The sequence below is a fragment of the Polaromonas aquatica genome (assembly GCF_050626995.1).
GTDB classification, from domain to species: Bacteria; Pseudomonadota; Gammaproteobacteria; order Burkholderiales; family Burkholderiaceae_C; genus Polaromonas; species Polaromonas aquatica_A.
Genome location: NZ_CP192467.1, coordinates 2,066,118 through 2,088,471, shown reverse-complemented (window position 1 = coordinate 2,088,471; position 22,354 = coordinate 2,066,118). Strand labels below are relative to the sequence as shown.

The following is a 22,354-nucleotide window of genomic DNA, read 5'->3' as shown; positions in this document are numbered from 1 at the left end:
ATTAGTAGCGACTCGCGCCCATTCTTATTGGGCAACAGGCATATTTAATGCCTGAGAATGGCCAAGACTGGCTCAAACTGGCTCAAAAGCCACCACCGACTGGAAGCGACGAGAGAAAGCCATCTCCCGTGCTTCCAATCCGCTTACTGGCAGGCGCCTGAGGCACTTTGTTCCGGGGAACACGTCGCGCGGCGGATCGTGCCAGCGCCAAAGTTCAGTGGCGTCATCAACTTCCGTAGCTCGGCCAAGGATCCGGGAGGCCCAGCATTGCCGGCCGGCGATAGCTTTTCGTCAAGGCTGCCGGAGCCATTGGTCAGGTCGCCTTCGGCCGCGGCGATGACGCTGCTCAGCCGGGAAGCCTCGAGGCCGGAAGCAGCTGCGGGGACTACCGGCGGCGGCCGGACGATGGTGCCGGTGGTGGCGATGGTGACGCCCCCTGCCAAGGTGCCCAGGAAGCTGATGTTGCCGCCGCCGGTGCTGGTCACGGTGACGCCGGGTGACACGGTCACGTTGTCGCCGTAGCTTTGCGCGCCGGTGGTTTTGATGTTGGCGCCCAGGCTGGTGGTGCCGCCGGCGTTGGTGGTCAGCGAGGTCAGCGCGGTGGTGGCCCCGACAGCGCCGCCAAAGCTGGTGGCACCCGTGGTATTTACCGCCAATGTCTGCGCACCGTTGACGGTGCTGGCAAAGCCGATGGCGCCGCCGCCGGTACTGGCCAATACCGTGTTGGCTGTCAGGGTGACGGGGTCGCCGTAACTCTGGGCGCCGGTGGTGGTGACGTTTGCCCCGATGGAGGTGGAACCTGCCGCATCCGTCGTCAACGACGCCACGTTGACGGCACCGCCGAGCGTGGTGGCGCCGCTGCTGTTGAGGGTCAAGGCCTGCGCGCCGCCCACCGTGCCGGTGAGGTCGATGCTGCTGGCGGCAAGCGTGGTGGCCGCGCCCAGGGTGACAGGGCCGTTGTAGGTTTGCGCGCCTGCACTGGTGATGGTGCCAGAGAGGGTTGTGCCGGCCCCGCCGTCGGTGATGGTGCCGCTGACACTGCCGCCGTTGCCGGCGATGGTGTTGGCCACGGCCGCCCCTTGCAGGTTGGCAACGCCGCTGTAGGCAATGCCCGCGTCGGCCGTGCCGCTGTTGGCGCCGGTGAGGCTGAAGGCCGCACTGGTGAGGGTGGTGTTGGCGCCGTTGCCTGTGAGGGCTTCAATGCCGCTGATACCCGCCGAGCCTGTGACGACGCCGGTTTGCGTGTTGATGCCTACTGCGCCTGTCTTGGCGCTCAGGTCAATCGTGTCCACCGAGGCGGTTGCGCCGCCGGTAACGGTTCCGGTGACGGAGCCCGCGTCGGCAAACACGAAGTTGTCGGCGCCGCTGCCGCCCGTCAGGTTGGTGATGCCGCTGAAAGTCGCGCCATTGAGCGTGCCTGCATTGCCGCCGGTGACGGCCCAGGTGTTGGTGCCGTCGGTTGCGGCCAGCGTGTCGGTACCGCCCCCGCCTGCAACGGTGCCGCCGAAGGCGGCGCCGGAAGCCAGGGTGAAGGTGTCGCCGGCCGTGCCGCCCGTCAAGGTGTTGACGCCGGAGAAGGTGAGCCCGTCGCCGGTACCGGCGTTTGCGCCAGTCAGGGTGTAGGACGCAGCGGTGTTGCGGCCGGTGAGTGTGTTGGTGCCCGCGCCGCCTGAAACGGTTGCGTTGAAAGCGGGCGCACTGCTGAAGTCGAAGCTGTCGGCGTTGCCTCCACCGCTGATGGTGGTGCCGGCAGTGGACGCAATGGCAGCGGTTGTAGCAAACGCGCCGGCGGTTGAACCACCAATGCCCAGTGCCACCGTGCCACCCGCTCCGTTGGCGCTGACGGCAGCGCCCAGGGTGATGTTTTGGCCAGCGCTCATGGCCACGTTGCCGGCCGTTGCCGTCACCGTGCCGCCTGCGGCGGAAGTGATGTCACCGCCTGCGCCCAGGGCGGTCAGCGAAACGCCGGCGGCGCCTTGCACGGCGTTGGCGCCGATGGCCAGGGTGCCGGTGGTCTGGATGCCCACGGTGCCCGAAGTTGCGGTCACGGGGCCGCCCAGGGTCAGCCCGGAAGCGCTGTCGGTCACCAGCACGCTGGATCCGGAAATCGGGCCGAGCGAACCGATGGCATTGCCGGCGTTGCCCAGATTGAACTGCCCGGTCGACACGCCGCGTACCACTGCGGCCGTGACCGCACCAGTCTGCGTCAGGGCGCCGGCCGTGGTGACATCAAGCGTTCCATTCAAGGTGGTGGCGGGCAGCGACACGGCTGCGGGGCCGCCGGCAATGGTCAGGTTGTTGAGGTTGCTGATGGCGCCGCCAAAGGTGAGGGCGCCGGTGTTGGTGGTGGTCAAGGACTCGGTGCCGCCCGTGCCGGCCACGGTGGAGCCAAAGCTGACGGCCCCTGAACCGGTGCTGACCGATGACGTAGCCGCCAGGGTGGTGGTGCCGCCAACGTTGAAGAGGCTGTTGGTGGTGGCGTAGGTGCCGTTCAGCGTCACGTTGTCGCCGTAGTTCTGTTGGCCGGTGGTGGTGACATTGCCCAGGCTTGTCGTGCCGCCGGCGTCCGTCACCAATGAGGCAATGTTGACCGCACCATTGAAGGCCGTAGCGCCGGCGCTGTTGACGACAAGGGTGTTGGCACCGCCAACGGTGCCGTTGACGGTGACACTGCTGCCGGACAAGGCAACGTTGTTGGCCAGCGTGACCGCACCGTAGGTCTGCGCACCGGTGGTGGTGACGGCGCCGCCGAGGCTGGCGGTGCCCGTGCCCGCCACGGATGCCGCGGCGATGGCGGCCCCGGTGGTGAGCGCGCCGTTGTTCACGACCACACCCGTGCCGCCGCCCAGGTTCTGCGTTGCCGTGCCGGTGTCGAGCGTGGCGCCGCCGGCAATCGTGATGGCGGCTCCAGCGCCTGTGAGTCGGTTGCTCGTGTTGCCCAGGCTGAGGGTGCCGCCATTGACATTCACTGTCGATGCCGCCGAAGTGCCGTTAAGCGTGCTGGCACCTGTGGACGTCAGCGCGCCCGTGCCGAGGTTGGCATTGATGGTGCCGCCGTTTGTTGCGTAGGTTGCTGCCGTCAGTGTGCCGCTGCCGTTAAGCGTGCTGCCGTTCAGCGTCAAGGCGCCGATGGTGTCGCTGAAGGTGTTGCCATTCAGAATGGCCCCTGAACCGACCGTGACCGCCGCCGTGTTCGCGAGAACATCGTTGCCGCCAAGCGAGAGGGTGCCACCGTTCACGTTGACCACCGTAGAGGCCAGGGTGTTGGCCACCGAGAGCGTTCCCGCCGTGACGGTTGTGGCGCCGGTGTAGGCGTTGGCACCCGAGAGTGTCATGGTGCCCGTGCCCGTCTTGGTCAGCCCACCGGTTCCCGAAGCAACGCCGGAGAAGGTGGTGGAGGTGTTGTCGCCACCGGCGCTCAGGGTGTTCGCACCCAGTGTCACCGTGCCGGCGCCTGCCAATGAGCCGACCGTCTCGGCGCCCGTCAGTGCCAGCGTCGCGCCCGCGGCGACGGTCGTCGCGGCATTGTTGGCCAGGGCATTCCCGGCCACGCTCAGCGTGCCGGCGCTGACCGTTGTGGTGCCGGTGTAGGTGTTGCTACCCAAGAGTGTCGTGGTGCCCGCACCCGTCTTGGTTACGTTGCCGCTGCCGCTGACGACGCCGGACATGACCAGCGTGTCGCCGCCCGCCGTGGTGGCCAGCGTGGCGTCGCCGATCAGGTTGACCGCGCCGGTCATGGTGCCGGCCGTGCCGCGGATGGTGCCGCCGTTGATGGTGGCGGTATTGCTCATGTTCGTGCCGCCAATGAGCACCAGCGTGTTGGATCCGATATTGATCGCGCCAGTGCCCGCGCCAGTGTGATTCCAGACGGTGAAGACGCTGCCAGCACCGATGGTGGTACCGCCGGTGTAGGTATTGGCGTTGGCGACCATGACGTTGCCCGCCGTCGTCACCTGGCTGGCCCCGCTGATCCTGCCGTAGACGTCCAGGCCGGTGCCGATGCCGGACAGTGTGGCGTTGCCGGTCAAGGCCACGTTGCCGTTGATCCGACCCGTCCCCGAGGTGTTGCCCAAGGTGCTGCCGCCCGCTGCGGAAATGATGTTGCTCACCACCGCACCATCGTTCACGACCAGCGAGCCGGTCACAGTGATCGCGCCGCTACCGACGTCGGCGGCTGCGCCGCTGATGACCAGGCTGCCGGCGTTGACGTTGACGGTACCGCTGTTGGCGTTGTTGGCCGTGAGCGTGAGAGCACCCGTTCCAACCTTGTTCAAGGCGCCTGTGCCTGAGACGATGCCTGACAGCGTCGTCGAGGTGTTGTCGCCGCCCGCGGTAAGCGCACCGCCGAGAACGACGTTACCCGCACCCGCGATCGAGCCCACCGTCTCGCTGCCCGCGAGGCTCAGCGTCGCGCCTGCAGCCACTGTGGTGGCCGCCGTGTCCGACAGCGACGAGCCGTTCACGCTGAGCGTGCCGGCGCTGACCGCCGTCGCGCCCGTGAAGGTGTTCGCACCCGACAGTGTCATGGGGCCTGTGCCGAGTTTGGTGAGGCCGCCCGTGCCGGAGGCAATGCCGGAGTAGGTGGTGGAAGTGTTGTTTCCACCGGCGCTCAAAGTATTCGCGCCCAGCGTCACCGTACCGGAGCCAGCCAGGGAGCCGATGATCTCGTTTCCGGTGAGCGTCAAGTTGGCGTTGTTGACGACGGCGCTGCTGTCTGCAATGGCCGTACCGTTTACCGACAGGGAGCCTGCCGAGATGGTGGTCACGCCGGTGTAGGTATTGCCGCCGGTGAGCGTCATGGTGCCCGTGCCGGTTTTGGTGAGGCCGCCCGTGCCAGAGGCAACGCCGGAGTAGGTGGTGGAGGTGTTGTTTCCACCGGTAGTGAGGGTCCTCACACCCAGGGTCACCGTGCCGGTGCCTGCCAGGGAGCCGATGGTCTCGTTTCCAGTGATCGTCAAGTTGGCGTTATTGACGACGGCGCTGCCGTCTGCAATGGCCGTACCGTTTACCGACAGGGAGCCAGCCGAGATGGTGGTCGCACCGGTGTAAGTATTGGCACCCGAGAGTGCCATGGTGCCTGTGCCCGTCTTGGTCAATCCACCGGTGCCCGATGCAACGCCGGAGTACGTTGTGAAGGTGTTGTCGCCGCCGGTGGTGAGGGTGCTCGCGCCGAGGGTCACCGTGCCGGTGCCTGCCAGGGAGCCGATGATCTCGTTTCCGGTGAGCGTCAGGTTGGCGTTGCTGACGACGGCGCTGCCGTCTGCAATGGCCGTACCGTTTACCGACAGAGAGCCCGCCGAGATGGTGGTCGTACCGGTGTAGGTATTGGCGCCGGAGAGCGTCACGGTCCCGAGGTCGGCCTTGGTCAGGGTGCCCGTACCCGTCGTGATGGCCGACCCAATCACCGTATTGCTGATGCCGCCTACCATCAGCGCGGTGTCGGTTCCTGTGATGCCGCCGTTAATGTTCAGCAGACCGGCATCCGAATTGATGCGGCTCGCACCCGCCAAAGTGACGACGCCCGTCAGGGTGTTGGTGCCGGAGATGTTGCGGATGGCGCCCGTGCCGACGAAGCCGGTGCCGGTGGCTGTGATGGCCTCGCCTACCGTGATGCCGCCTTGAACCTGCAGCGTGGCCCCATCGGCGATTGTTGTGGCACCAGCGGCCGTACCCAGCGCTGTGGCGTTCTGGATGTTCAGCACGCCCGCATTGACCGCGGTTGCACCTGTGTAGGTGTTTGCACCCGAGAGCGTCATGACGCCCGTGCCGAGTTTGGTAAGGCCACCGGTGCCGTCGATGGCGCCCGAGAAGGTGGTCGAGGTGTTGTCGCCACCGGTGGTGAGGGTGTTCGCGCCCAGCGCCACCGTGCCGGTGCCTGCCAGGGAGCCGACGGTCTCGTTTCCTGAGATCACCAAGTTGGCGTTGTTGACGACGGCGCTGCTGTCTGCAATGGCCGTAGTACCGTTTACCACCAGGAAGCCCGCCGTGATGGTGGTCGTACCGGTATAGGTATTGGCGCCGGTGAGTGTCAAGAAGGCCGTGCCGGTTTTGGTGAGGCCGCCCGTGCCAGAGGCAACGCCGGAGTAGGTGGTGGAGGTGTTGTTTCCACCGACGCTCAAGGTGTTCGCACCCAGGGTCACCGTGCCAGTGCCTGCCAGAGAGCCGATGGTCTCGTTTCCGGTAAGCGTCAAGTTGGCGTTGTTGACGACGGCGCTGCCGTTTGCAATGGCCGTACCGTTTACCGACAGGGAACCCGCCGTGATGGTGGTCGCACCGATGTAGGCGTTGGCACCCGAGAGTGTCATGGTGCCCGTGCCGGTTTTGGTGAGGCCGCCCGTGCCGGAAGCAACGCCGGAGTAGGTGGTGGAGGTGTTGTCGCCACCGACGATCAAAGTGTTCGCACCCAGGGTCACCGTACCGGAGCCGGCCAGGGAGCCGATGGTCTTGTTTCCGGTGAGCGTCAAGTTGGCGTTGTTGACGACGGCGTTGCCATCTGCAATGGCCGTACCGTTTACCGACAGGGAGCCCGCCGTGATGGTGGTCGTACCGGTGTAGTCGTTGGCACCGGTGAGCGTCATGGTGCCCGTGCCGAGTTTGGTAAGGCCACCCGTGCCGGAGACAACGCCGGAGTAGGTGGTGGAAGTGTTGTTTCCACCGGCGCTCAAGCTGTTTGCGCCCAGGGTCACCGTGCCGGTGCCTGCCAGGGAGCCGATGGTCTCGTTTCCGGTAAGCGTCAAGTTGGCGTTGTTGACGACGGCGCTGCCGTTTGCGATGGCCGTACCGTTTACCGACAGGGAGCCGGCCGTGATGGTGGTCGCGCCGGTGTAGGCGTTGGCACCCGAGAGTGTCATGGTGCCCGTGCCCGTCTTGGTCAATCCACCGGTTCCCGAAGCAACGCCGGAGTAGGTGGTGGAGGTGTTGTCGCCACCGGCGCTCAGGGTGTTCGCACCCAGGGTCACCGCGCCGGCGCCGACCAATGAGCCCACCGTCTCGGCGCCGGTCAGTGCCAGTGTCGCGCCCGCGGCGACGGTCGTCGCGGCATTGTCAGCCAGGGCATTCCCGGCCACGCTCAGCGTGCCGGCGCTGACCGTTGTGGTGCCGGTGTAGGTGTTGCTACCCGAGAGTGTCGTGGTGCCCGCGCCCGTCTTGGTCACATTGCCGCTGCCGCTGACGGCGCCGGATATGACCAGCGAGTCGCCGCCCGCGGTAGTGGCCAGCGTCGCGTCGCCGATCAGGTTGATCGCGCCGGTCATGGCGCCGCCGTTCGTACCGCGAATGGTGCCGCCGTTGACACTGGCGCTATTGGCCACGGTCTGGTTGTTGACCACCAGCGTGCCGGAACCGACGACGACGGCGCCGCTGCCGGCGCCCGTGGAGTGCGAAATAGTCAGTACGCTGCCTGCGCCGATGTTGGTGCCGCCGCTGTACGTGTTGCTGTTGCCAAGTCCGATGTTGCCCGCGGTCGTCAATTGCTGGGCGCCGCTGACGTTGCCGGAGAGGCTGAGGCTCGTGCCGGTCGACGACAAGGTGGAGCTGCCGCCGCCGCTGTAGGTGACGGGGCCGGCAAGCACGCCGGCACCGGCGGTGTTCGTCAGGGTACTGCCGTTGCTTGCCGTGATGGCGTTCGTCACTATCACGGCGTTCACGTTCAGGGTGTTCGCGCCGACTGCGATAGCACCCGTGCCGGCGGCCGTGTCATTGGCCAGCGTGAGCTGGCCGTTGCTGATGGTGGTGCCGCCGCTGTAGGTTGAAGCGCCCGCGAGGGTGAAGGTGCCGCCACCTTGCTTGATCACACTGCCGCCAATACCCGTGATGCCGCCGGCGTGGGTCGTCGACGTGTTGTTGCCACCCGTCGTCAGAGTGTTTGCGCCCAGCAGGACGGTACTGGAGCTCGAGCCCGTGAGCTCGCCGATCGTTTCGCTGCCCATCAGACGGAGCGAACCGTTGCTCAGAACCACGCTGCCGGCGTCATGAATCGCAAGGCCTCCCGCCACGCTCAGGAGGCCCTGGTTGACGTTGGTCACGCCGGTATAGGTATTGGCACCGGAAAGGATAAGCGTGCCTCCTCCCATCTTGGTGAGCCCACCCGTCCCCGTGCCGATCGCCCCGCTGATCGTGGTGGTGAACCCAGCGTCGCTGACGGTGAGGTTGTTGGTGCCGGTGATGTTGCCGGAAAGCGTGACGGATCCGGTGGATGCGTTGGTGATGGTCGAGGCGCCACTCAGGTTGATCGCCCCGGTCAATGTTGTCGCGCTCATTCCAGCGATGCGGACTGCGCCCAGGCCGGTGTAGCCCGTGCCGGTGATGTCAAGCGCTTCCGCGCTGGTCACGCTCCCCAGAATCAGGGTTGCGCCGGAACCGACAGTCGTGCCGGCCGCGGTGGTTCCTAATGCGTCGTTGTTGTTCGCTGTCAGCGTGCCGTTGGAAACCAGCGTCGTGCCGGTGTAGGTATTGGCCCCGGTCAGTTCCACCCCGCCGACGCCGTCCTTGGTCAGGGTTCCCGCCCCCGTCGTAATGGACGAGCCGACCGCCATAGTGCCGGCACCACCAACCGTCAGCGCGGTGTCGGTTCCCGTAATGCCGCCGTTAATGTTCAGCAGGCCGGCATCCGAATTGATGCGGCTCGCACCCGCCAAAGTGACGACGCCCGTCAGGGTGTTGGTGCCGGAGATGTTGCGGATGGCGCCCGTGCCGCCGAAGCCGGTGCCGGTGGCTGTGATGGCCTCGCCTACCGTGATGCCGCCTTGAACTTGCAGCGTGGCCCCATCGGCGATTGTTGTGGCACCAGCGGCCGTACCCAGCGCTGTGGCGTTCTGGATGTTCAGCACGCCGGCATTGACCGCGGTTGCACCTGTGTAGGTGTTTGCGCCAGACAACGTGGCCGTCCCGGCCGTCGTCTTGGTTACGCCGGCCGCGCCGGCCAGGATGGCGCTGACCGAGCCGCTGGCCAGGTTGTAAGCGCTGCCCGTAAGCACGCCGGTTGTGCCTGTGATGGCGCCGTTGGTGAGCGTGACGGTGCCCACCGTGTCGCTGAACGTACCCATCGCGAGCGTGCCGCTGGACATTGTGAGGTTGGTTGCATCGCCAATAATGTTCGACGCGCCAAGGGTCACGGTCTTGCCCGACTGGAGGTTGACATCCATCGTCGTCGCGTTGACCGAACTTCCCGCGTTGAGGGTCGTGTTGCCGCCGAAGAACGTCACGTTGCCCGTGGCAGTGAGACTGCCGTTGATGACGTTGGTCGCCGTGCTGGCGTCGTTCATGATGGTGACGTTCGCGCCGCTCAGCGCCACACCCGCGCCCACTGTGACTTTGCCGACCGTCGTGGGCGTCACCGCGACGGGGTTCGAACCGTAGTTCGCGTTCAGGACTATGGCCGCCGAGGTGGTGATGTTTGCATTGACGGTGACGTCGTTGCCGGCCATCAAGCTCAGGCCGCCATTGCTCTTGTTGATGGCCCCGCTGACCGTGATGTCGTTCGTTGCCTGCAAGTCCACGTTGCCGACAAAATTCTGGATCGCCGTCGAGCCAATCTGGAAAGTGGCGCCTGCGCTATCCCCGAAGCCGACTCCGCCGTCGCCCAACTCTGCCACATCCTGCGCCCCGGTGCCCGCGACGATGTTGATGTTCATCGGGTCGAGCAACACGGTGCCGCTCGCGCCGTTCACTGCGCCGGTGTCAGCCGTCCCGGTCAGTCCAAGGTTGTTCTTCCCGGAAATTTCGACGAACCCACCGTTGCCCTCGCTAGCGCCGCCCTTGGCACTGATGGTGCCGTTGTAGCGGGTGATGTCATCAGCCCACACAATCACTTTGCCGCCGTCGCCGCTCGTGCCGGCGTCGGCCTTGATTGAAGCGTCCTTGTCAACATAGGTGCGGAAGGCGTTGCGCTCCGTGCCCTTGCCCTGGAAGTTACCCCCAACCAGCACCGTGCCGCCACCTGCATTACCCGATGCATCGAGAGTTGCACCCGCCATCAGGCCGACCTTGTCCCCTAGCACCTTGATCGTGCCGCCCGTTTCGCCTGCTGCCACGCCCCTGGCCTCCAGCGTGCCGCTGACCTTGACGATGCCGGAAGCGCCGCCGTCAAGCACGATCATGCCGTTCTGGTTGGAGATGGAATTGGCGCGTATCACGCCGCTCTGGTTGATCACGGTGGAGAAGGTGTCGCCCAAGGACGAGACCAGCACGGCGGCGTGGCCGCCCTCCACGGTGATGGTTCCCGTGTTCGAGGCCACCGCATCGACCGCTGCCGCATCAACCGAAAATTTCACCAGGCCGCCGCCCGTGGGATCGACGCTGATGCGCGAGCCGGCCAGCAGCCCCACGGAGCCGCCGGGCGCCGAAATGGTGCCGTGGTTGGCCACATTGGGAGCCGCCAGCACCACGTACCCGCCCTGGATGTTTCCGTAGTTCACCACGCTGCCGGCGCTGCCGCCGGACTGGTTGAACTGGTATTTGCCGGCCATGAAGTCGGCGTTGCTCAGGTTCAGGGTAGACGCTACAAGCCCGCCCACATTCACCTGCGCGCCGGGCGCAAACACCACGCCCGCGGGGTTGACCAGGAAGACCTGCCCGTTGGAAGTCAGGGTGCCGAAGATGGAAGAAACGTCACCGCCCCACACCCGGTTCAAGGCCACCGAAGCCGCATTGGGCTGGATGAACTGGACCGACTGCCCCTGGCCGATACTGAAGGACTGCCAGCCGAGCACGGCCTTGGCGCTTGTCTGGTTGATCACCATCGACGACGCGGTGGGTGTGCTGACCGTGGCCGCTCCGGCCTCGAGCACGGCGCCCTGGGGCAATGCCCTGGACAGCGAAGGCAGGGCCACTGAGAGCACAGCCACCAGCAAATGCGACAGCCACGGCCCCGTGCGAATGCGGTAGGTTGCCCTGAGTTTTCGCGACAGGCGCACGACCACCGTACGAACGGAAAAACGGTAGCGGCGAACGCGTGGGGCTTGGCAGGGGGTCATGGATATCTCCAACGTAAGGAGGGGCACTGGCTAAAAAGAAAAAGAGGAAAAAGAGAGGCTGAGGCCGGCTGCGGCTGGCTACGGGTTACGCGGCTAGAACCACTTCTGGAGGGACAACCAGAGGCGCGGTTTTTTGTCGGGTTCCATCGTCGGCACGGCGCTGCCGGTGCGCCAGGCAAGGTGGCTGCTGACCAGGTAGTCGCCCGCCGTGCCCGCCGAGAGGCCGATGCCGACGGAGCTGAGCGTCTGGGTAGCCGGCGTGGCGAAAGGAGAACCTGAACGGTTGAACTTGACCTTGCCCCAGTCGTAGAACACGGAGCCGAAGAGCGGGATTTTTGTGCCCAGGTCGGGCAACTGGTGGCGGTATTCAGCACTGACAATCGCGCCGTTGTCTCCGAGCGCCTCGCCGACGGGATAGCCGCGCACGCCGGTGGGGCCGCCCAGCGAGAACTTTTCCGCGGAGGTCAGGTTTTTGGACGCGTATTGCCCTTGCACCGCGACATTGACACGCCCGGCTGCCGACACAAACATGGTCCGCTGCAGTTCGACGTTCACCTTGCTGAAGGAGCCCGCCGTACGCAGACCGAAGACGCTCTGGTCAAGCGCCTGGGTGGCCGCATCCATGCGAAGCGATCCACGGGTGAGGCTCAATGCGTAGCTGGTGAATGCGTCGGAACCCATGTGGTCGATGAAATTGCCCACGACGCCCAGCCGCACGCTATGGATCCGCCTGTCGTTGGCCGTGGCGGGCGTGGTGGTCCGGTCGGCAAGGTCCTTGCGCTCGGCGGAAAGTTCGGCGTACAGGTTGGCTGTGCGGGAGCGGATGATGGGCTGCGAGACCGAGAAGGCCAGCACGTCTACCTGGCCGCTGGCGCCGAGGGCGGCGAACTCCTTGCCCAGCGTGTATTCAGCGCGGGCCACATTGACGCCCAGCCTGGTGGCGTAGCCGCCGACTGTGGTGTGGTAGCCGAGACGGTATAGCTCGGAGCTGGAACGCTCGGAGACTTGCGCGCGCGCCGACAGCACGTCGCCGCGGCCGGTGAGGTTGTTGACGCTGGCATCGACATAGGTACGTATGCGCCCGGCGCTGCGTGCGCCCATGTTGTCCAGCCCGACCACGGCGGCGAACTTCGGGCCTGCGGGCTTGACGCTGACGATGATGTCGGCCTCGCCCTCTGCGGCGCCCGGCTCCACCGTGGCGGTGGCTTCAATGCCAGCAAGGTCGCGCAGCAACAGAACGGGTTTTTCGAGCTGGTCCACGGTGATCAGGCCGCCCGGTACCAGCTGCGTCTGCACAATTTGTGTGGCCAGTGCCTCCGAAACGCCGGTGCCTTCCACGATGACCCGCGCCTTGCCCAGGCGGGCTTCGAGCACCTGGATCAGCACCGTGCCGCCGGACTCTGAAAATTTTTGCGCCGGCAAGTAGGCTTCCGTCAGCAGATAGCCATGCTCACGGTAGTAGCGCCGAACCGCTGCGGCTGCTTCAAACAGGCCTTCCATGCCGGTCTGCTTGCCCACAAACGGGGCCACTATGCCGGTCAGCTGTGCCTCATTAAAAACGGTATTGCCCTGAAAGCGGAAGGCTGCGGGGGTGAGCTGCACGCTTTTGTCGAATCCCGTGGCGGCCGGCACTTGGGGCACGGCGACTGGCGGAGTCCCCCCGGTGGCGGGAACGGTGGGAATCTGCCGGTTGGGTTCCAGCAGTGTCCCGGCGTCGGGGCGAACCTGCTGTGCAACTGCCGGCAGGACGTAGAGGGAAGAGACCAGAACAAACAGTGTTCTGTGGCTGGTTTTGGGGCTGCGCAACAACATTTTCTCTTTCGTACGGCGTGCCGTGGGATCAGAAAAAAGCACTAATCAATGGCTTCTGATAAGGGTTAAACCTTATCGAAATGTACTATATGTTTCAAAATGTATTTAAGCAATCCCATGATCGTGGGACATCCGTTTGTGCAAAGCTGGGTCTGTCCGCACTGATTTCCCTCTGAAACGACCTCCGACAGCCCCAGGACGCTGGGAAATTGCCCTCGCGCCAAGCCCCACTTTCAATCCTTCTGCCACTTGTATCAATTTGTATCATGACGGCTTGGCGCCACGCTGTACTACATTCCATGGCTTCGCCCCCTGACTGACTACCTATGCGCCCGCTCTCCCTCTTCCCCTCCCAACCGCTTTGCGCCACGCTTGCCGCCTTCACCCTTGGCTTGCTACCGCTGGCCGGCGCGCATGCGCTGACAGCGGCTGAAACGCCTTACGTGGGCATGTACACCCAGAGCTCGTCCGATGCGCGTGCGCAGCTGATGCTGCTGGACGACAACACGTTTTGCTTCAGCTTCATGGGCGGCTCGCTCGACATGCTGGCTGGCGGGCGCTGGAAGGCCGAGGGCAACGGCGTGCGCCTGCAGGAAGTGCGGCAGAACGGCTCCGTCTTCCCCACCTTTGGCAAGGTGGTGCCTGAGCAGAAAGGGACCGTGGAGTTTGACTTTCATGGCCATTCGCTCTCGCGCGCGGTGTCGGTCGCGTTTGCCACGGGCACCGACGAGGCCTTGCCCACCAGCCTGCGCCGGCTCTTTGACGACGGCCACAACGGCTGGTCTTCAAGCTACAAGCTGCCGCCCATGCCGGTGGCGCAGGTGCGCTACTTCTATATAGCCGACGCAGAAGTGGATGCCAACGGCCAGCCCAAACAGCTGCGCGTGGTGCAGTACCGGCGTGGCGATGCGAACACGCTGCGTGTGGGCTACAACCGGGCGTTTGGCAGCCCGCCGCTGAACCAGCTCGCCACGCTGAAAGACGACGAGGTGCTGCATGTGGATGGCCGCCGCTTTGGCGTGCGCAAGGAACTGCCGGAAAAAGCACTGGAAAGAATACGCAGTGCCTGCATACAGCCAGCGCTGGCCGAGGCCAAGCGCCCCAGCAAGGAAGAAGCCGCAGAGATAGCGGCCGGAACCGCGACGTCCGTGAAACCACCGCCGCTGGTGCCGGTGAAAACTTTCTATCTGCCGCTGACGGCGATTCAGGGCGCGCCGTACTTTCCCGCCGACAAGTAGGCCGGATGATTTGCGAAGTGGCTGCCGGAGTGGTCGCACACCGCTACTAAATTAATAGCTGCTCGCGCGGATTTTGCTTGGGCTACAGCCACTTTTTATGCCTGAAAGGGCTCAAAGCAGGCCAAATTCCTTTGGCGCTACTTGAACCGCTCCACCACAAAGTCCACAAAGCTGCGCAGCTTGGGCGAGCGGTAGCGGTCGGGCAAGTAAAGGATGCTCATCGGCCGGGTGGCCAACGCATGGTGCGGAAAGAGCTGGACAAGCCGGCCCGCCTGCACATCGGCCTCCAGCAAAATCGCCGGCTGCAGCACGATGCCCATGCCATGCAAGGCCGCCACCCGCAGCGCCTGCCCATGGTTGACCTGCAGGCGGCCGGACACTGGCACGCGGCAAATGTGCTCCTGGTCCTGCAAACGCCAATGCGCCATGGCCGAGGGCGAAAAAGACAGGCACTCATGCTGGGTCAGGTCGTCAGGCCTGGCCGGTGTGCCCCGGCGCGCCAGGTAGGCGGGAGACGCGCAGATCATCAGCCGGTACGGCGCCAGCGGCCTCGCGATAAGGGCTGAGTCCGGCACGGGACCGATGCGGATGGCCGCCTCGAATCCTTCCTCGAGCAAATCTGTCACGCGATCACTCAACACCACATCAATGCTGACCTTCGGATAGCGCTCCAGGTATTCGGACAAGGCGGGCATCAAGGCCTCGGTGCCGAAGGACACAGGCGCGGTGACGCGCAGCTTGCCGGCCGGCGCGAGCTGCAGGTTTTGCGCCTGTTCATCGGTTTCGGCGACCAGCCTCAGGATTTCCTTGCAGCGGACGTAGTAGTCCTCACCAAAGGGCGTGAGGTGCTGGCGCCGGGTGGTGCGGTTCAGCAGCTGCATGCCCAGGCGCTTTTCGAGCGTGCGCAGGTGGTTGCCGGCCATGGTGGCGGAAATCTCGCAGGCCGTGGCGGCCGCGCTGAGGCTGCCTTTTTCGACGGCGAGCACGTAGACCTTCATGCTGTCGAGCAAGTCCATTTAACACCCTGACTTTTAAATGAATCAATTAAACCGGCGTTTATCCCGAATTGATTCTAAATAACACTGGCGTTTCCTTCTCATCCCCGTTATTCCAGGAAACCAGACCATGAAAGCCGTTCAATTCACTTCCAATTCCCTGACCGCATTTCGCCTCACCGAGCTGCCCGACCCGAAGCCCGGCCACGGCGAAGTGTTGCTGCGCCTGCATGCGGCCACGCTGAACTACGCGGACGTGGCGGTTGCCACCGGGGCCTTTCCCGGTGCGACTTTTCCGATGATTCCGGTGGCCGACGGTGCCGGTGAAGTCGTGGCCTTCGGCGAAGGCGTTGACGCCACGGCCCTGGGCCTGGCGGCGGGCGACCGCGTGGTGCCGCACTTCATGCCCGGCTGGCAAGACGGCGCCATGACGCCGCGCAACGTGGCCGCGATGCGCGGCATCACCTTGCCCGGTTCGCTGGCCGACTACGTGGCCGTGCCTGCCAGCAGCCTGGTTGCGCTGCCGCCGCACCTGGATTTTGTGCAGGGGGCGGCGCTGCCGATTGCCGCCACCACGGCGTGGAACGCCGTGCGCTCAGCTTCGCTTCGGCCAGGGTCAGTGGTCGTGCTGCTGGGCACCGGCGGTGTCAGCATCTTTGCCCTGCAGTTTGCCAAGGCATCGGGCGCGACGGTGATCATCGCGTCGTCGTCTGACGAAAAACTGGAGCGCGCACGCCAGCTGGGCGCGGACCACCTGATCAACTACCGCGCCACGCCGGCATGGGACGAGCAGGTGCTCAAACTCACCGGCGGGCGCGGCGCGGACCTGGTGGTGGAAACGGTGGGCGAAGCCAGCTTCACACGATCCATCAACGCGGCAGCCATGGGCGGCACGATTTTTACGATCGGCTTCGTCACCGGCACCGCCGCTTCGATCAACCTGCTGCCCATCATCGTGAAGGCCTTGCGCATCGTCGGCAACAGCACCGGGTCAGTCGCCGACCTGGCCGCAGCAACACGCGCCATTGCCGCGCACCGCATCGTGCCGGTGATCGACCGCGTGTTCGGCATCGCCGACACCGCTGCGGCGTACGCCGAGCTCAGCGCCGGCGGGCGGCACTTCGGCAAGATTGCGATTGCGCATTGAGTTGCGCGCTCGGGATCACACGCTATGAATTTAATAGCTGCTCGCGCCAGTTTCTATTGGGGTACAGGCACTTTTCATGCATAAAACAGCCTGAAACAGGCTAAAAATCAAACTGCGATGCGCTACGGCTCAGTACGGCGGTAACGGGCGCGGCCGGCCAGGTGGCGGTCAGCTCGGCCGCGAGGGTGCTGATCAGGCGGCGCACGTCGTCGGCCGCCGTGGCGTGCAGCGCCTCCGCCACGATGAGCACGCTGTGCGTGGCGGCGCTGACGGCCGAGAGGCCGCTTTGCCGGTTGGTCCAGCGGCGGGCGTGGGCTGCGGGCGGCTGGGCGGCGTCGGCAAAGATGACTTCGTGCGGCTCGGGGTGTTCTGTGTCGCCGCTGAAGGCCTGGTAGTTTTCAGCGCCGGTGGCATGGCGCACCTCCAGCTGCTGCGCCACCTGCGCGACGTCAAACACGGCGATGGGAATGGCGAAGGCAATCGACACGGCGTTGCACAGGTCAACCAGCGGGTGCAGTTGCGGCAAGGCGCCTTCCTTGCGAAAGCGGCGCAGCAGAGATTCAGACGCGCAGCGGTACTGCGTGGGCTTGAGCCCCATTCTGGAAAAGGTGCGGCGCCAGGCTTGTACTTCGGGCAGCTCGCCTTCGGCACTGGTGGCCAGGCGGGCGGCGGCGATGGCGTTGAAGCGTGCGACCTGGGCGGACACGTCGGCGTCTGCCGTGATGCCGCTGGCGGCCAGCACGCCGGGCACCAGCTCGGGGTAGTCGGCCCAGATGGCCGGGGAATGGCGAAAGAACATGCGCGGCTGCCTCTTTGAAAAGTGAAACAGCGGCCAGCATGGCGCCGCGCACGCCAGCCGTCTTGAACGTTATTGCAGCGGGATTCTGCCCGCGGATGGATACGAGCTTTTGCCCATGGCCTGCTGCCACGCGCCCGGCGTGAAGCCGAACTGGCGGGCGAAGAGCCGCGTCATGTGGCTCTGGTCGGCAAAGCCGCAGGCAGCGGCTGTCTGCGCCAGCCCGGCGCCGCTGCGGATGAGGCTGCGCGCACGTTCGGCACGCTGCTGGAGCAGCCAGGCATGGGGCGTGAGGCCGAAGGCTTTTTCAAAACGGCGCAGCAACTGAAACTTGCTGAGGCCGGCCGCGTGCGCCAGCTCCGTCAAGGTGGGCGGCGCGAGCAGGTCGGCGGCGAGGTGGTCACGGGCGCGGTGCAGCTCGAGTAATGAGTATGAAGGTGAAGTAGGCGATGAGGCTTGCGATTGCGTGACAGGCAAAGCGGCGTGGCGGTGCAGCAGCAGGGCGCACGCGTGGACCAGCGACTCTTCACAGGCCAGCGCATCCGCGCCGCTGCGGCCCGCGCCGGCGTCCCACTGCTGCAGGCGATCGAGCAGGCGTTGCAACGCGGTGCGCAGGCGGACGTCTTGCGTGACGGGGTAGGTGAGTTCAATGTCTTGCAACGTATCGGGCGAATGGGGCGAGTCGGCCACCATGGACGCGATGACGGCGGGCTCAAAGTACAGCATGCGCCAGCGGCGCGAAGGGCCACCCAGCGGCCGGCCGTCATGCACTTCGCCGGGGTTGCACATGATGACGTCGCCCGCGTAGGCATCGACATGGCCGCGTCCGCTGGCCGAGCTTTGCGCGCCGTGTTCGATGAGTCCCACGCCGTACACCGCATGCCAATGGCGGCCGAAGTGGCGCGCGCTTTCAATGTGGGTGGCGTAAACGCCTGCCCACGGCGAGCCGAAGACGCGGCCCTGGTGGGCGGGTGATGCGCGTGAAGAAAGCGATGACGGCATGGGTGAATGATGACCTGAAACACCCTGCTGTGTCACGGCGCCCGTGACGCTATTGATTTGATAGCTAATAGCGCCCGTTTTATTTGGGCTACAGGCGCTTTTGATGCTTAACAAGGGCGAAAAATGGCCTGAAATGGCGACGCGCGGCGTCAGCGAGCCTTCAAAGTCCCAGTAGCGGCGCTCAGCGGGCAGCAAGGCGGCCGGGCGCCGCTCAAGGCCTTCGACGGTCAGTGTCCCGCCAGCTTGCCGCGGCAAGCCGGTGGCGGCCTTGCCTTCCCCGACGTCACGTAGTTACGTAGTCATGGCTTGCGGCCGCGCGCCGCGCCCGCCCTGCCGGCCACGGCACCCAACAGGTACATCGAAAAAAGCGGAAGCGGCGCCATGGCTGCGGGGTCATGTTTGAGTGAGCGTGAATTGTTTGCGCCGGCAACGGGCGCAGACTTGGCGACCGGGCGAGATGCCGCGGAAGGGCGGGCTTGACGTTTTGTCATCCTGAGGGGTCCAGTATCAAAAAAAGTAAAGACGTGAAAGGGTGATGGGGTGAATTACGGCGCCTCTTCCTCTTGCAGCTGCTGCGGCGGCTTTTGGTTGTCGACAAGATGTTTGCGGCGCTGCAAATAGGCGTCGCGAACAAACAGGTATTTGTCCAGCGCGACCTGGTCCACCATGTCGGTGGCGGGCAGCAGCCTGGCCCGCCCGTCGGCCAGCTTCAGCGCCGTGAGGGTGTTGCCCAGTGCGACGTCACTGCCGCTCAGGGAAACCGTGCCCATCGCGTCGAGTGGAAAGCTGGCGGTTTCGCGCAGGCTGGACGGCCCGAGCAAGGGCAGCACGAGGTAGGCACCCGGCTCGATGCCCCAGACACCCAGCGTCTGGCCAAAGTCCTCGCCGTGCTTTTCCAGGCCGAGCCTGGTGGCCACATCAAAGATGCCCAGCACGCCGAACACTGTATTGGTGCCGAAGCGAAGCACATCCGACGCACCGTCGACCGGCCGCCCCTGCAGCCCCAGGTTGACGGCGGACCACAGGTCTTTGGTGTTGGAGAACATATTGCCGACGCCAGTGCGCACCGGCGCGGGAACCACCCGCACGTAGGCCCGCGCCACAGGCGCCATCACGGCGCTGTCCACGCGTTCGTTCAGGGCGAAGGTCTTGCGGTTCAGCGACTCCAGCGGGTCCGGGTTGTGGACTGTGGCGCAGCCGGCCATGAGCAGCATGGCGAGGCCCAGGAGCCCACCGATTGCACGTGAAAGAAAGGACGGATTGGCGCTTTGCATGGCAACTTCTCCTCAAAAAAACAAGCCGACGAATGCGTGGGCAGCGTGACGCACAAGGTGCGGCTCACTGGACACAGGAAGGCAGGAATGGTGAGAGGTCCTTGTCGCCGAGATGTCGCGGCGCATGTTTGCCGGCCGCGACATCTCCACGACAGCGGCGCGGCACAGTGCGTCCAGCCCGGCAGCCTGCTGGCGACCTTTTCCCATCATCGTCAAAGAGGAAATCTCCCATGAAGCGCAAATTTGTTGTTGTTCCCGCCGCTGTGGCGTTGCTGTCGGCGTTCACGGGTGCCTCCGCGCAACCCAGGCCCGAGCCCGGGGCCTCACCCTGGGGTCTGGGCGTGGGTGTGGCGGCCCGAAGCAGCATTTACGCGGGGGAAAGCTCCAACGGGAGCGCGGTACCGCTGATCAGCTACCAGGGAGAGAAGTTCTTCTGGCGCGGGCTCAGCGGTGGCTACCATTTGCTCAGCCGCGACGGTTTCAAACTGGACGCCACCCTGGGTGCCAGGCTCAATGGCATCAAGAAAGGGGATTTCGGCGTAGCGGAACTTGCGGCCAGGGGCATCAACCGCAACCTGCTCGAAGACCGGGACGACGGCCTGGACCTGGGAATTGCCGGGTCTTTCAAAGGCCCGATGGGTGTGGTGGAACTGGCGCTGAGGGCCGATGTATCAGGCGCCAGCAAAGGTTTTGAGACGTCCGCCAAGTACGGCTATCCGCTGCAGTGGGGCGCCACCACGGTCACGCCGAACGTGTCGGTCAGCCATTACTCAAGGAAGCTGGCCAACTACTACTACGGCACACTCGACGCGGAAGTCGCCCGGGGTGTGGTGAACTACAAGCCGGGAAGCGCGGTCATTCCCCGTGTCGGCGTTGAAGTGATGCGGCCATTCGCGGAGAAATGGATGCTGCTGGGCAGCCTGTCTTACAGCGCACTCCCCGGCAAGATCACCAACAGCCCCTTGGTGGACAAGGACGCAAAAGGAGTAACTTCTGTTTTTGTCGGAGTTTCCCGGAAATTCTGAGGCCCGCTGCCTCACTGCCGGCGGGCGCCATTGCACCGGCGCGCGAAGACCGGAATGAAGGCCGGAATGAAGACCGGGATGAATGCCGAGATGGAGGACCGAGATGGAAATGGTTGAAGGCCCGTTAAGTATTCTGATCGTCGAGGACAACGCGCCGATGGCGGCGAATATCTACGACTACCTGGAAGCCTGCGGCCACAAACCCGACGCTGCGCCCGACGGGAAGTCGGGCCTTGGCCTGGTACAGCTCAACCACTACGACGCCATTGTTCTGGACTGGATGATGCCTCGCATGGATGGCGTGACGATGCTGGCGCACCTTCGGGATGAGCTCAAGTCCAGAATTCCGGTGATCATGCTGACGGCCAAGGACCAGCTGGGCAGCAAGCTGCAGGGCTTCGAAGCCGGCGCGGACGACTACCTCGTCAAACCGATTGCCCTGCCGGAACTGGAAATGCGGCTGCGGGTGCTGGTGACGCGCAGCCATGCAGCGCAAGCCCCCGGCCAGGTCCTGGAAGTTGGCGACTTGCGCTTTAACCTGCAGTCCCTTGTGATCACGCGCGGAGACCGCGAGCTGTCACTTTCTCCCATCAGGCGGCAGATACTGGAGATCCTGATGCGCCGCTCGCCGCACATCGTGAGTCGCGAACACCTTGAGTCGAAAATCTGGGGTGAGCGGACACTGGACAATGACATCCTGCGGTCGCACATGCATCTGCTGCGGAAAGAAGTCGATGGTGAGGGCGCGCAGAAAATCCTGCACACCGTGTTCGGGCAGGGCTACAGCATCAGGGTGCACGATGGCGAATAAACGGCGCATGTTTGACCTGCATTGGCGCATCAGCGCCCTGTTCGTCGCCTTCGGCCTGCTGATGGCGGCGGGGGTCATTGCAGTGGCCTCCTTCGGGCAGGTGATGATTCTGCATCCGGTGTGGGAGCAGATTCTTCAATCGACCACGAAGCACTACATCGCCGGCAACACGGGCAAGCACCCTGTGCCCTTGCCGACCGAAGGCGCCTACAGGGGCTGGCACCTCAAGAACGGCGCGGCTTTGCCGGCGGACATGCCGGCCTACCTGGCGCCCTTGCCCGCCGGCTTTTACAGCGAAGAGGATCTGGAAGAACATGACCCGCTGTCGCACTATGCGGCACTGATCACCCCGGTCGCGGACGGCCGCGTGATCACGATGATCGACATGACCGACATCGAAAACCTGCAGAACAACATGGGGATCGCGAGCGCTGTGTTCGTCCTGGTCAACCTGCTGATGGTGGGCGCGGCCATCTTCTGGCTGTACGGCAGCCTGCGCAAGCCCGCGCGGGACCTGGCGCAGAAAATGGAAGCGCTGGATCCGGAGCAGCCGTCGCAGCGGCTTTCGGTCGACTACCCGCAGGCCGAGCTGCACGACATCGCCGTGCAAGCCAATCGCCACCTTGAACGGGTGGAGCGCTTCATCGAGCGGGAGCGCAGCCTGCTGGACCAGGCCAGCCATGAGTTTCGTACCCCGGTTGCCGTGATCAGCGGCGCGGTGGATGTGTTGGCCAAGCAGGCCCTTCCTGCGCAGGCGAAGGGACCGCTGGAGCGGATCCGCGGCACCGTCGACAACCTCACCGAAACCATGAGCGCCCTGCTCTACCTGTCGCGCGAGCCCGACGGCAACACGAAGACGGAAACCAGCCGGGTTGACCTGATTCTGCAGGAGCTCATGCAGGACCATGAACATCTGCTGGCGTTCAAACCCGCACGCTTCCTGCTGGTCGATTGCGTGAGTCTTTCCGTCAACGCGCCGGAAGCGATGGTCAGGATAGTCATCGCCAACCTCCTCAGGAACGCGGCCGAAAACACCCAGAAGGGGGAAGTCACGGTCAGCCTTTCCCGGGAAAGGCTGCGTGTGGCCGACTCCGGGGAGGGCTTCGACGCGGTGGAAGCCGCACGCAGCTACAGCGCGGCCTTGCAAAGCTCCATGAAGCCCGGCGGCGGGCGCGGGCTGGGACTCTTCCTGACAAAGCGGATCTGCGAGCGCTTCAAATGGTCCCTCGCCATCTCGTCGGAGGTGAACAAGGGTTCTGTGGTGGAGGTCCGCTTCTAGCG

General features: G+C 64.8%; 11 protein-coding genes. 5 read left to right on the top strand and 6 right to left on the bottom strand.

Annotated elements, in window-relative coordinates:
- Nucleotides 1-143 precede the first annotated feature (143 nt).
- Both ACQ4MS_RS09955 and ACQ4MS_RS09950 read right to left on the bottom strand, forming a co-directional pair.
- Complete coding sequence (locus ACQ4MS_RS09955; RefSeq protein WP_431099345.1) at nt 144-10,973, bottom strand: autotransporter-associated beta strand repeat-containing protein; 10,830 nt, start codon at nt 10,971-10,973, stop codon at nt 144-146.
- A gap of 93 nt (nt 10,974-11,066) precedes the next feature.
- Entirely contained in the window at nt 11,067-12,785 is a 1,719-nt protein-coding gene (locus tag ACQ4MS_RS09950; protein ID WP_431099344.1) for a ShlB/FhaC/HecB family hemolysin secretion/activation protein, read from the bottom strand.
- Between the two features lie 326 nt (nt 12,786-13,111).
- On the opposite strand from ACQ4MS_RS09950, the gene ACQ4MS_RS09945 reads away from it, so the two are divergent.
- Nucleotides 13,112-14,023, top strand: a complete 912-nt coding sequence (locus ACQ4MS_RS09945) for a hypothetical protein (protein WP_431099343.1) — start codon at nt 13,112-13,114, stop codon at nt 14,021-14,023.
- A gap of 137 nt (nt 14,024-14,160) precedes the next feature.
- On the opposite strand, the gene ACQ4MS_RS09940 is transcribed toward ACQ4MS_RS09945, so the two are convergent.
- Nucleotides 14,161-15,039: a LysR family transcriptional regulator gene (locus tag ACQ4MS_RS09940; protein ID WP_431099342.1), complete on the bottom strand. Its 879-nt coding sequence runs from the start codon at nt 15,037-15,039 to the stop codon at nt 14,161-14,163.
- A 109-nt stretch (nt 15,040-15,148) separates the two neighbouring features.
- Here ACQ4MS_RS09940 and ACQ4MS_RS09935 point away from each other — a divergent pair, with 109 nt between their 5' ends.
- The gene (locus tag ACQ4MS_RS09935; protein ID WP_431099341.1) at nt 15,149-16,165 is read left to right on the top strand and encodes a zinc-dependent alcohol dehydrogenase family protein; all 1,017 of its coding nucleotides are present in this window, start codon (nt 15,149-15,151) and stop codon (nt 16,163-16,165) included.
- Nucleotides 16,166-16,265: 100 nt separating this feature from the next.
- Here ACQ4MS_RS09935 and ACQ4MS_RS09930 read toward each other — a convergent pair whose 3' ends face one another.
- The 3 genes from ACQ4MS_RS09930 to ACQ4MS_RS09920 form a co-directional block, all read right to left on the bottom strand.
- Nucleotides 16,266-16,964 (bottom strand): B3/B4 domain-containing protein, encoded by a 699-nt coding sequence (locus tag ACQ4MS_RS09930; protein WP_431099340.1) that lies wholly within the window; start codon nt 16,962-16,964, stop codon nt 16,266-16,268.
- 69 nt (nt 16,965-17,033) lie between these two features.
- Nucleotides 17,034-17,963 carry a helix-turn-helix domain-containing protein gene (locus ACQ4MS_RS09925; protein WP_431099339.1) on the bottom strand — a complete coding sequence of 310 codons (930 nt, stop codon included), beginning with the start codon at nt 17,961-17,963 and terminating at the stop codon, nt 17,034-17,036.
- A 545-nt stretch (nt 17,964-18,508) separates the two neighbouring features.
- On the bottom strand, nt 18,509-19,237 hold the full coding sequence (locus tag ACQ4MS_RS09920) for an MlaA family lipoprotein (protein ID WP_431099338.1): 729 nt from the start codon (nt 19,235-19,237) through the stop codon (nt 18,509-18,511).
- 230 nt (nt 19,238-19,467) lie between these two features.
- Between ACQ4MS_RS09920 and ACQ4MS_RS09915 the strand changes: the two genes are divergently transcribed.
- The 3 genes from ACQ4MS_RS09915 to ACQ4MS_RS09905 all read left to right on the top strand — a co-directional run bounded on the left by ACQ4MS_RS09915 (nt 19,468) and on the right by ACQ4MS_RS09905 (nt 22,352).
- Entirely contained in the window at nt 19,468-20,262 is a 795-nt protein-coding gene (locus ACQ4MS_RS09915) for a MipA/OmpV family protein (RefSeq protein WP_431099337.1), read from the top strand.
- Nucleotides 20,263-20,365: 103 nt separating this feature from the next.
- Complete coding sequence (locus tag ACQ4MS_RS09910; RefSeq protein ID WP_431099336.1) at nt 20,366-21,073, top strand: response regulator transcription factor; 708 nt, start codon at nt 20,366-20,368, stop codon at nt 21,071-21,073.
- A 7-nt stretch (nt 21,074-21,080) separates the two neighbouring features.
- Complete coding sequence (locus ACQ4MS_RS09905) at nt 21,081-22,352, top strand: sensor histidine kinase (protein ID WP_431099335.1); 1,272 nt, start codon at nt 21,081-21,083, stop codon at nt 22,350-22,352.
- The last annotated feature ends 2 nt before the right edge of the window (nt 22,353-22,354 follow it).

Bases quoted from the DNA above. Each gene is read 5' to 3' on its own strand.
- ACQ4MS_RS09910 (WP_431099336.1), top strand. From the start codon at position 20,366: ATGGAAATGGTTGAAGGCCCGTTAAGTATTCTGATCGTCGAGGACAAC.
- ACQ4MS_RS09940 (WP_431099342.1), bottom strand. From the start codon at position 15,039: ATGGACTTGCTCGACAGCATGAAGGTCTACGTGCTCGCCGTCGAAAAA.
- ACQ4MS_RS09920 (WP_431099338.1), bottom strand. From the start codon at position 19,237: ATGCAAAGCGCCAATCCGTCCTTTCTTTCACGTGCAATCGGTGGGCTC.
- ACQ4MS_RS09925 (WP_431099339.1), bottom strand. From the start codon at position 17,963: ATGCCGTCATCGCTTTCTTCACGCGCATCACCCGCCCACCAGGGCCGC.
- ACQ4MS_RS09955 (WP_431099345.1), bottom strand. From the start codon at position 10,973: ATGACCCCCTGCCAAGCCCCACGCGTTCGCCGCTACCGTTTTTCCGTT.
- ACQ4MS_RS09905 (WP_431099335.1), top strand. From the start codon at position 21,081: ATGTTTGACCTGCATTGGCGCATCAGCGCCCTGTTCGTCGCCTTCGGC.
- ACQ4MS_RS09930 (WP_431099340.1), bottom strand. From the start codon at position 16,964: ATGTTCTTTCGCCATTCCCCGGCCATCTGGGCCGACTACCCCGAGCTG.
- ACQ4MS_RS09915 (WP_431099337.1), top strand. From the start codon at position 19,468: ATGAAGCGCAAATTTGTTGTTGTTCCCGCCGCTGTGGCGTTGCTGTCG.
- ACQ4MS_RS09935 (WP_431099341.1), top strand. From the start codon at position 15,149: ATGAAAGCCGTTCAATTCACTTCCAATTCCCTGACCGCATTTCGCCTC.
- ACQ4MS_RS09950 (WP_431099344.1), bottom strand. From the start codon at position 12,785: ATGTTGTTGCGCAGCCCCAAAACCAGCCACAGAACACTGTTTGTTCTG.
- ACQ4MS_RS09945 (WP_431099343.1), top strand. From the start codon at position 13,112: ATGCGCCCGCTCTCCCTCTTCCCCTCCCAACCGCTTTGCGCCACGCTT.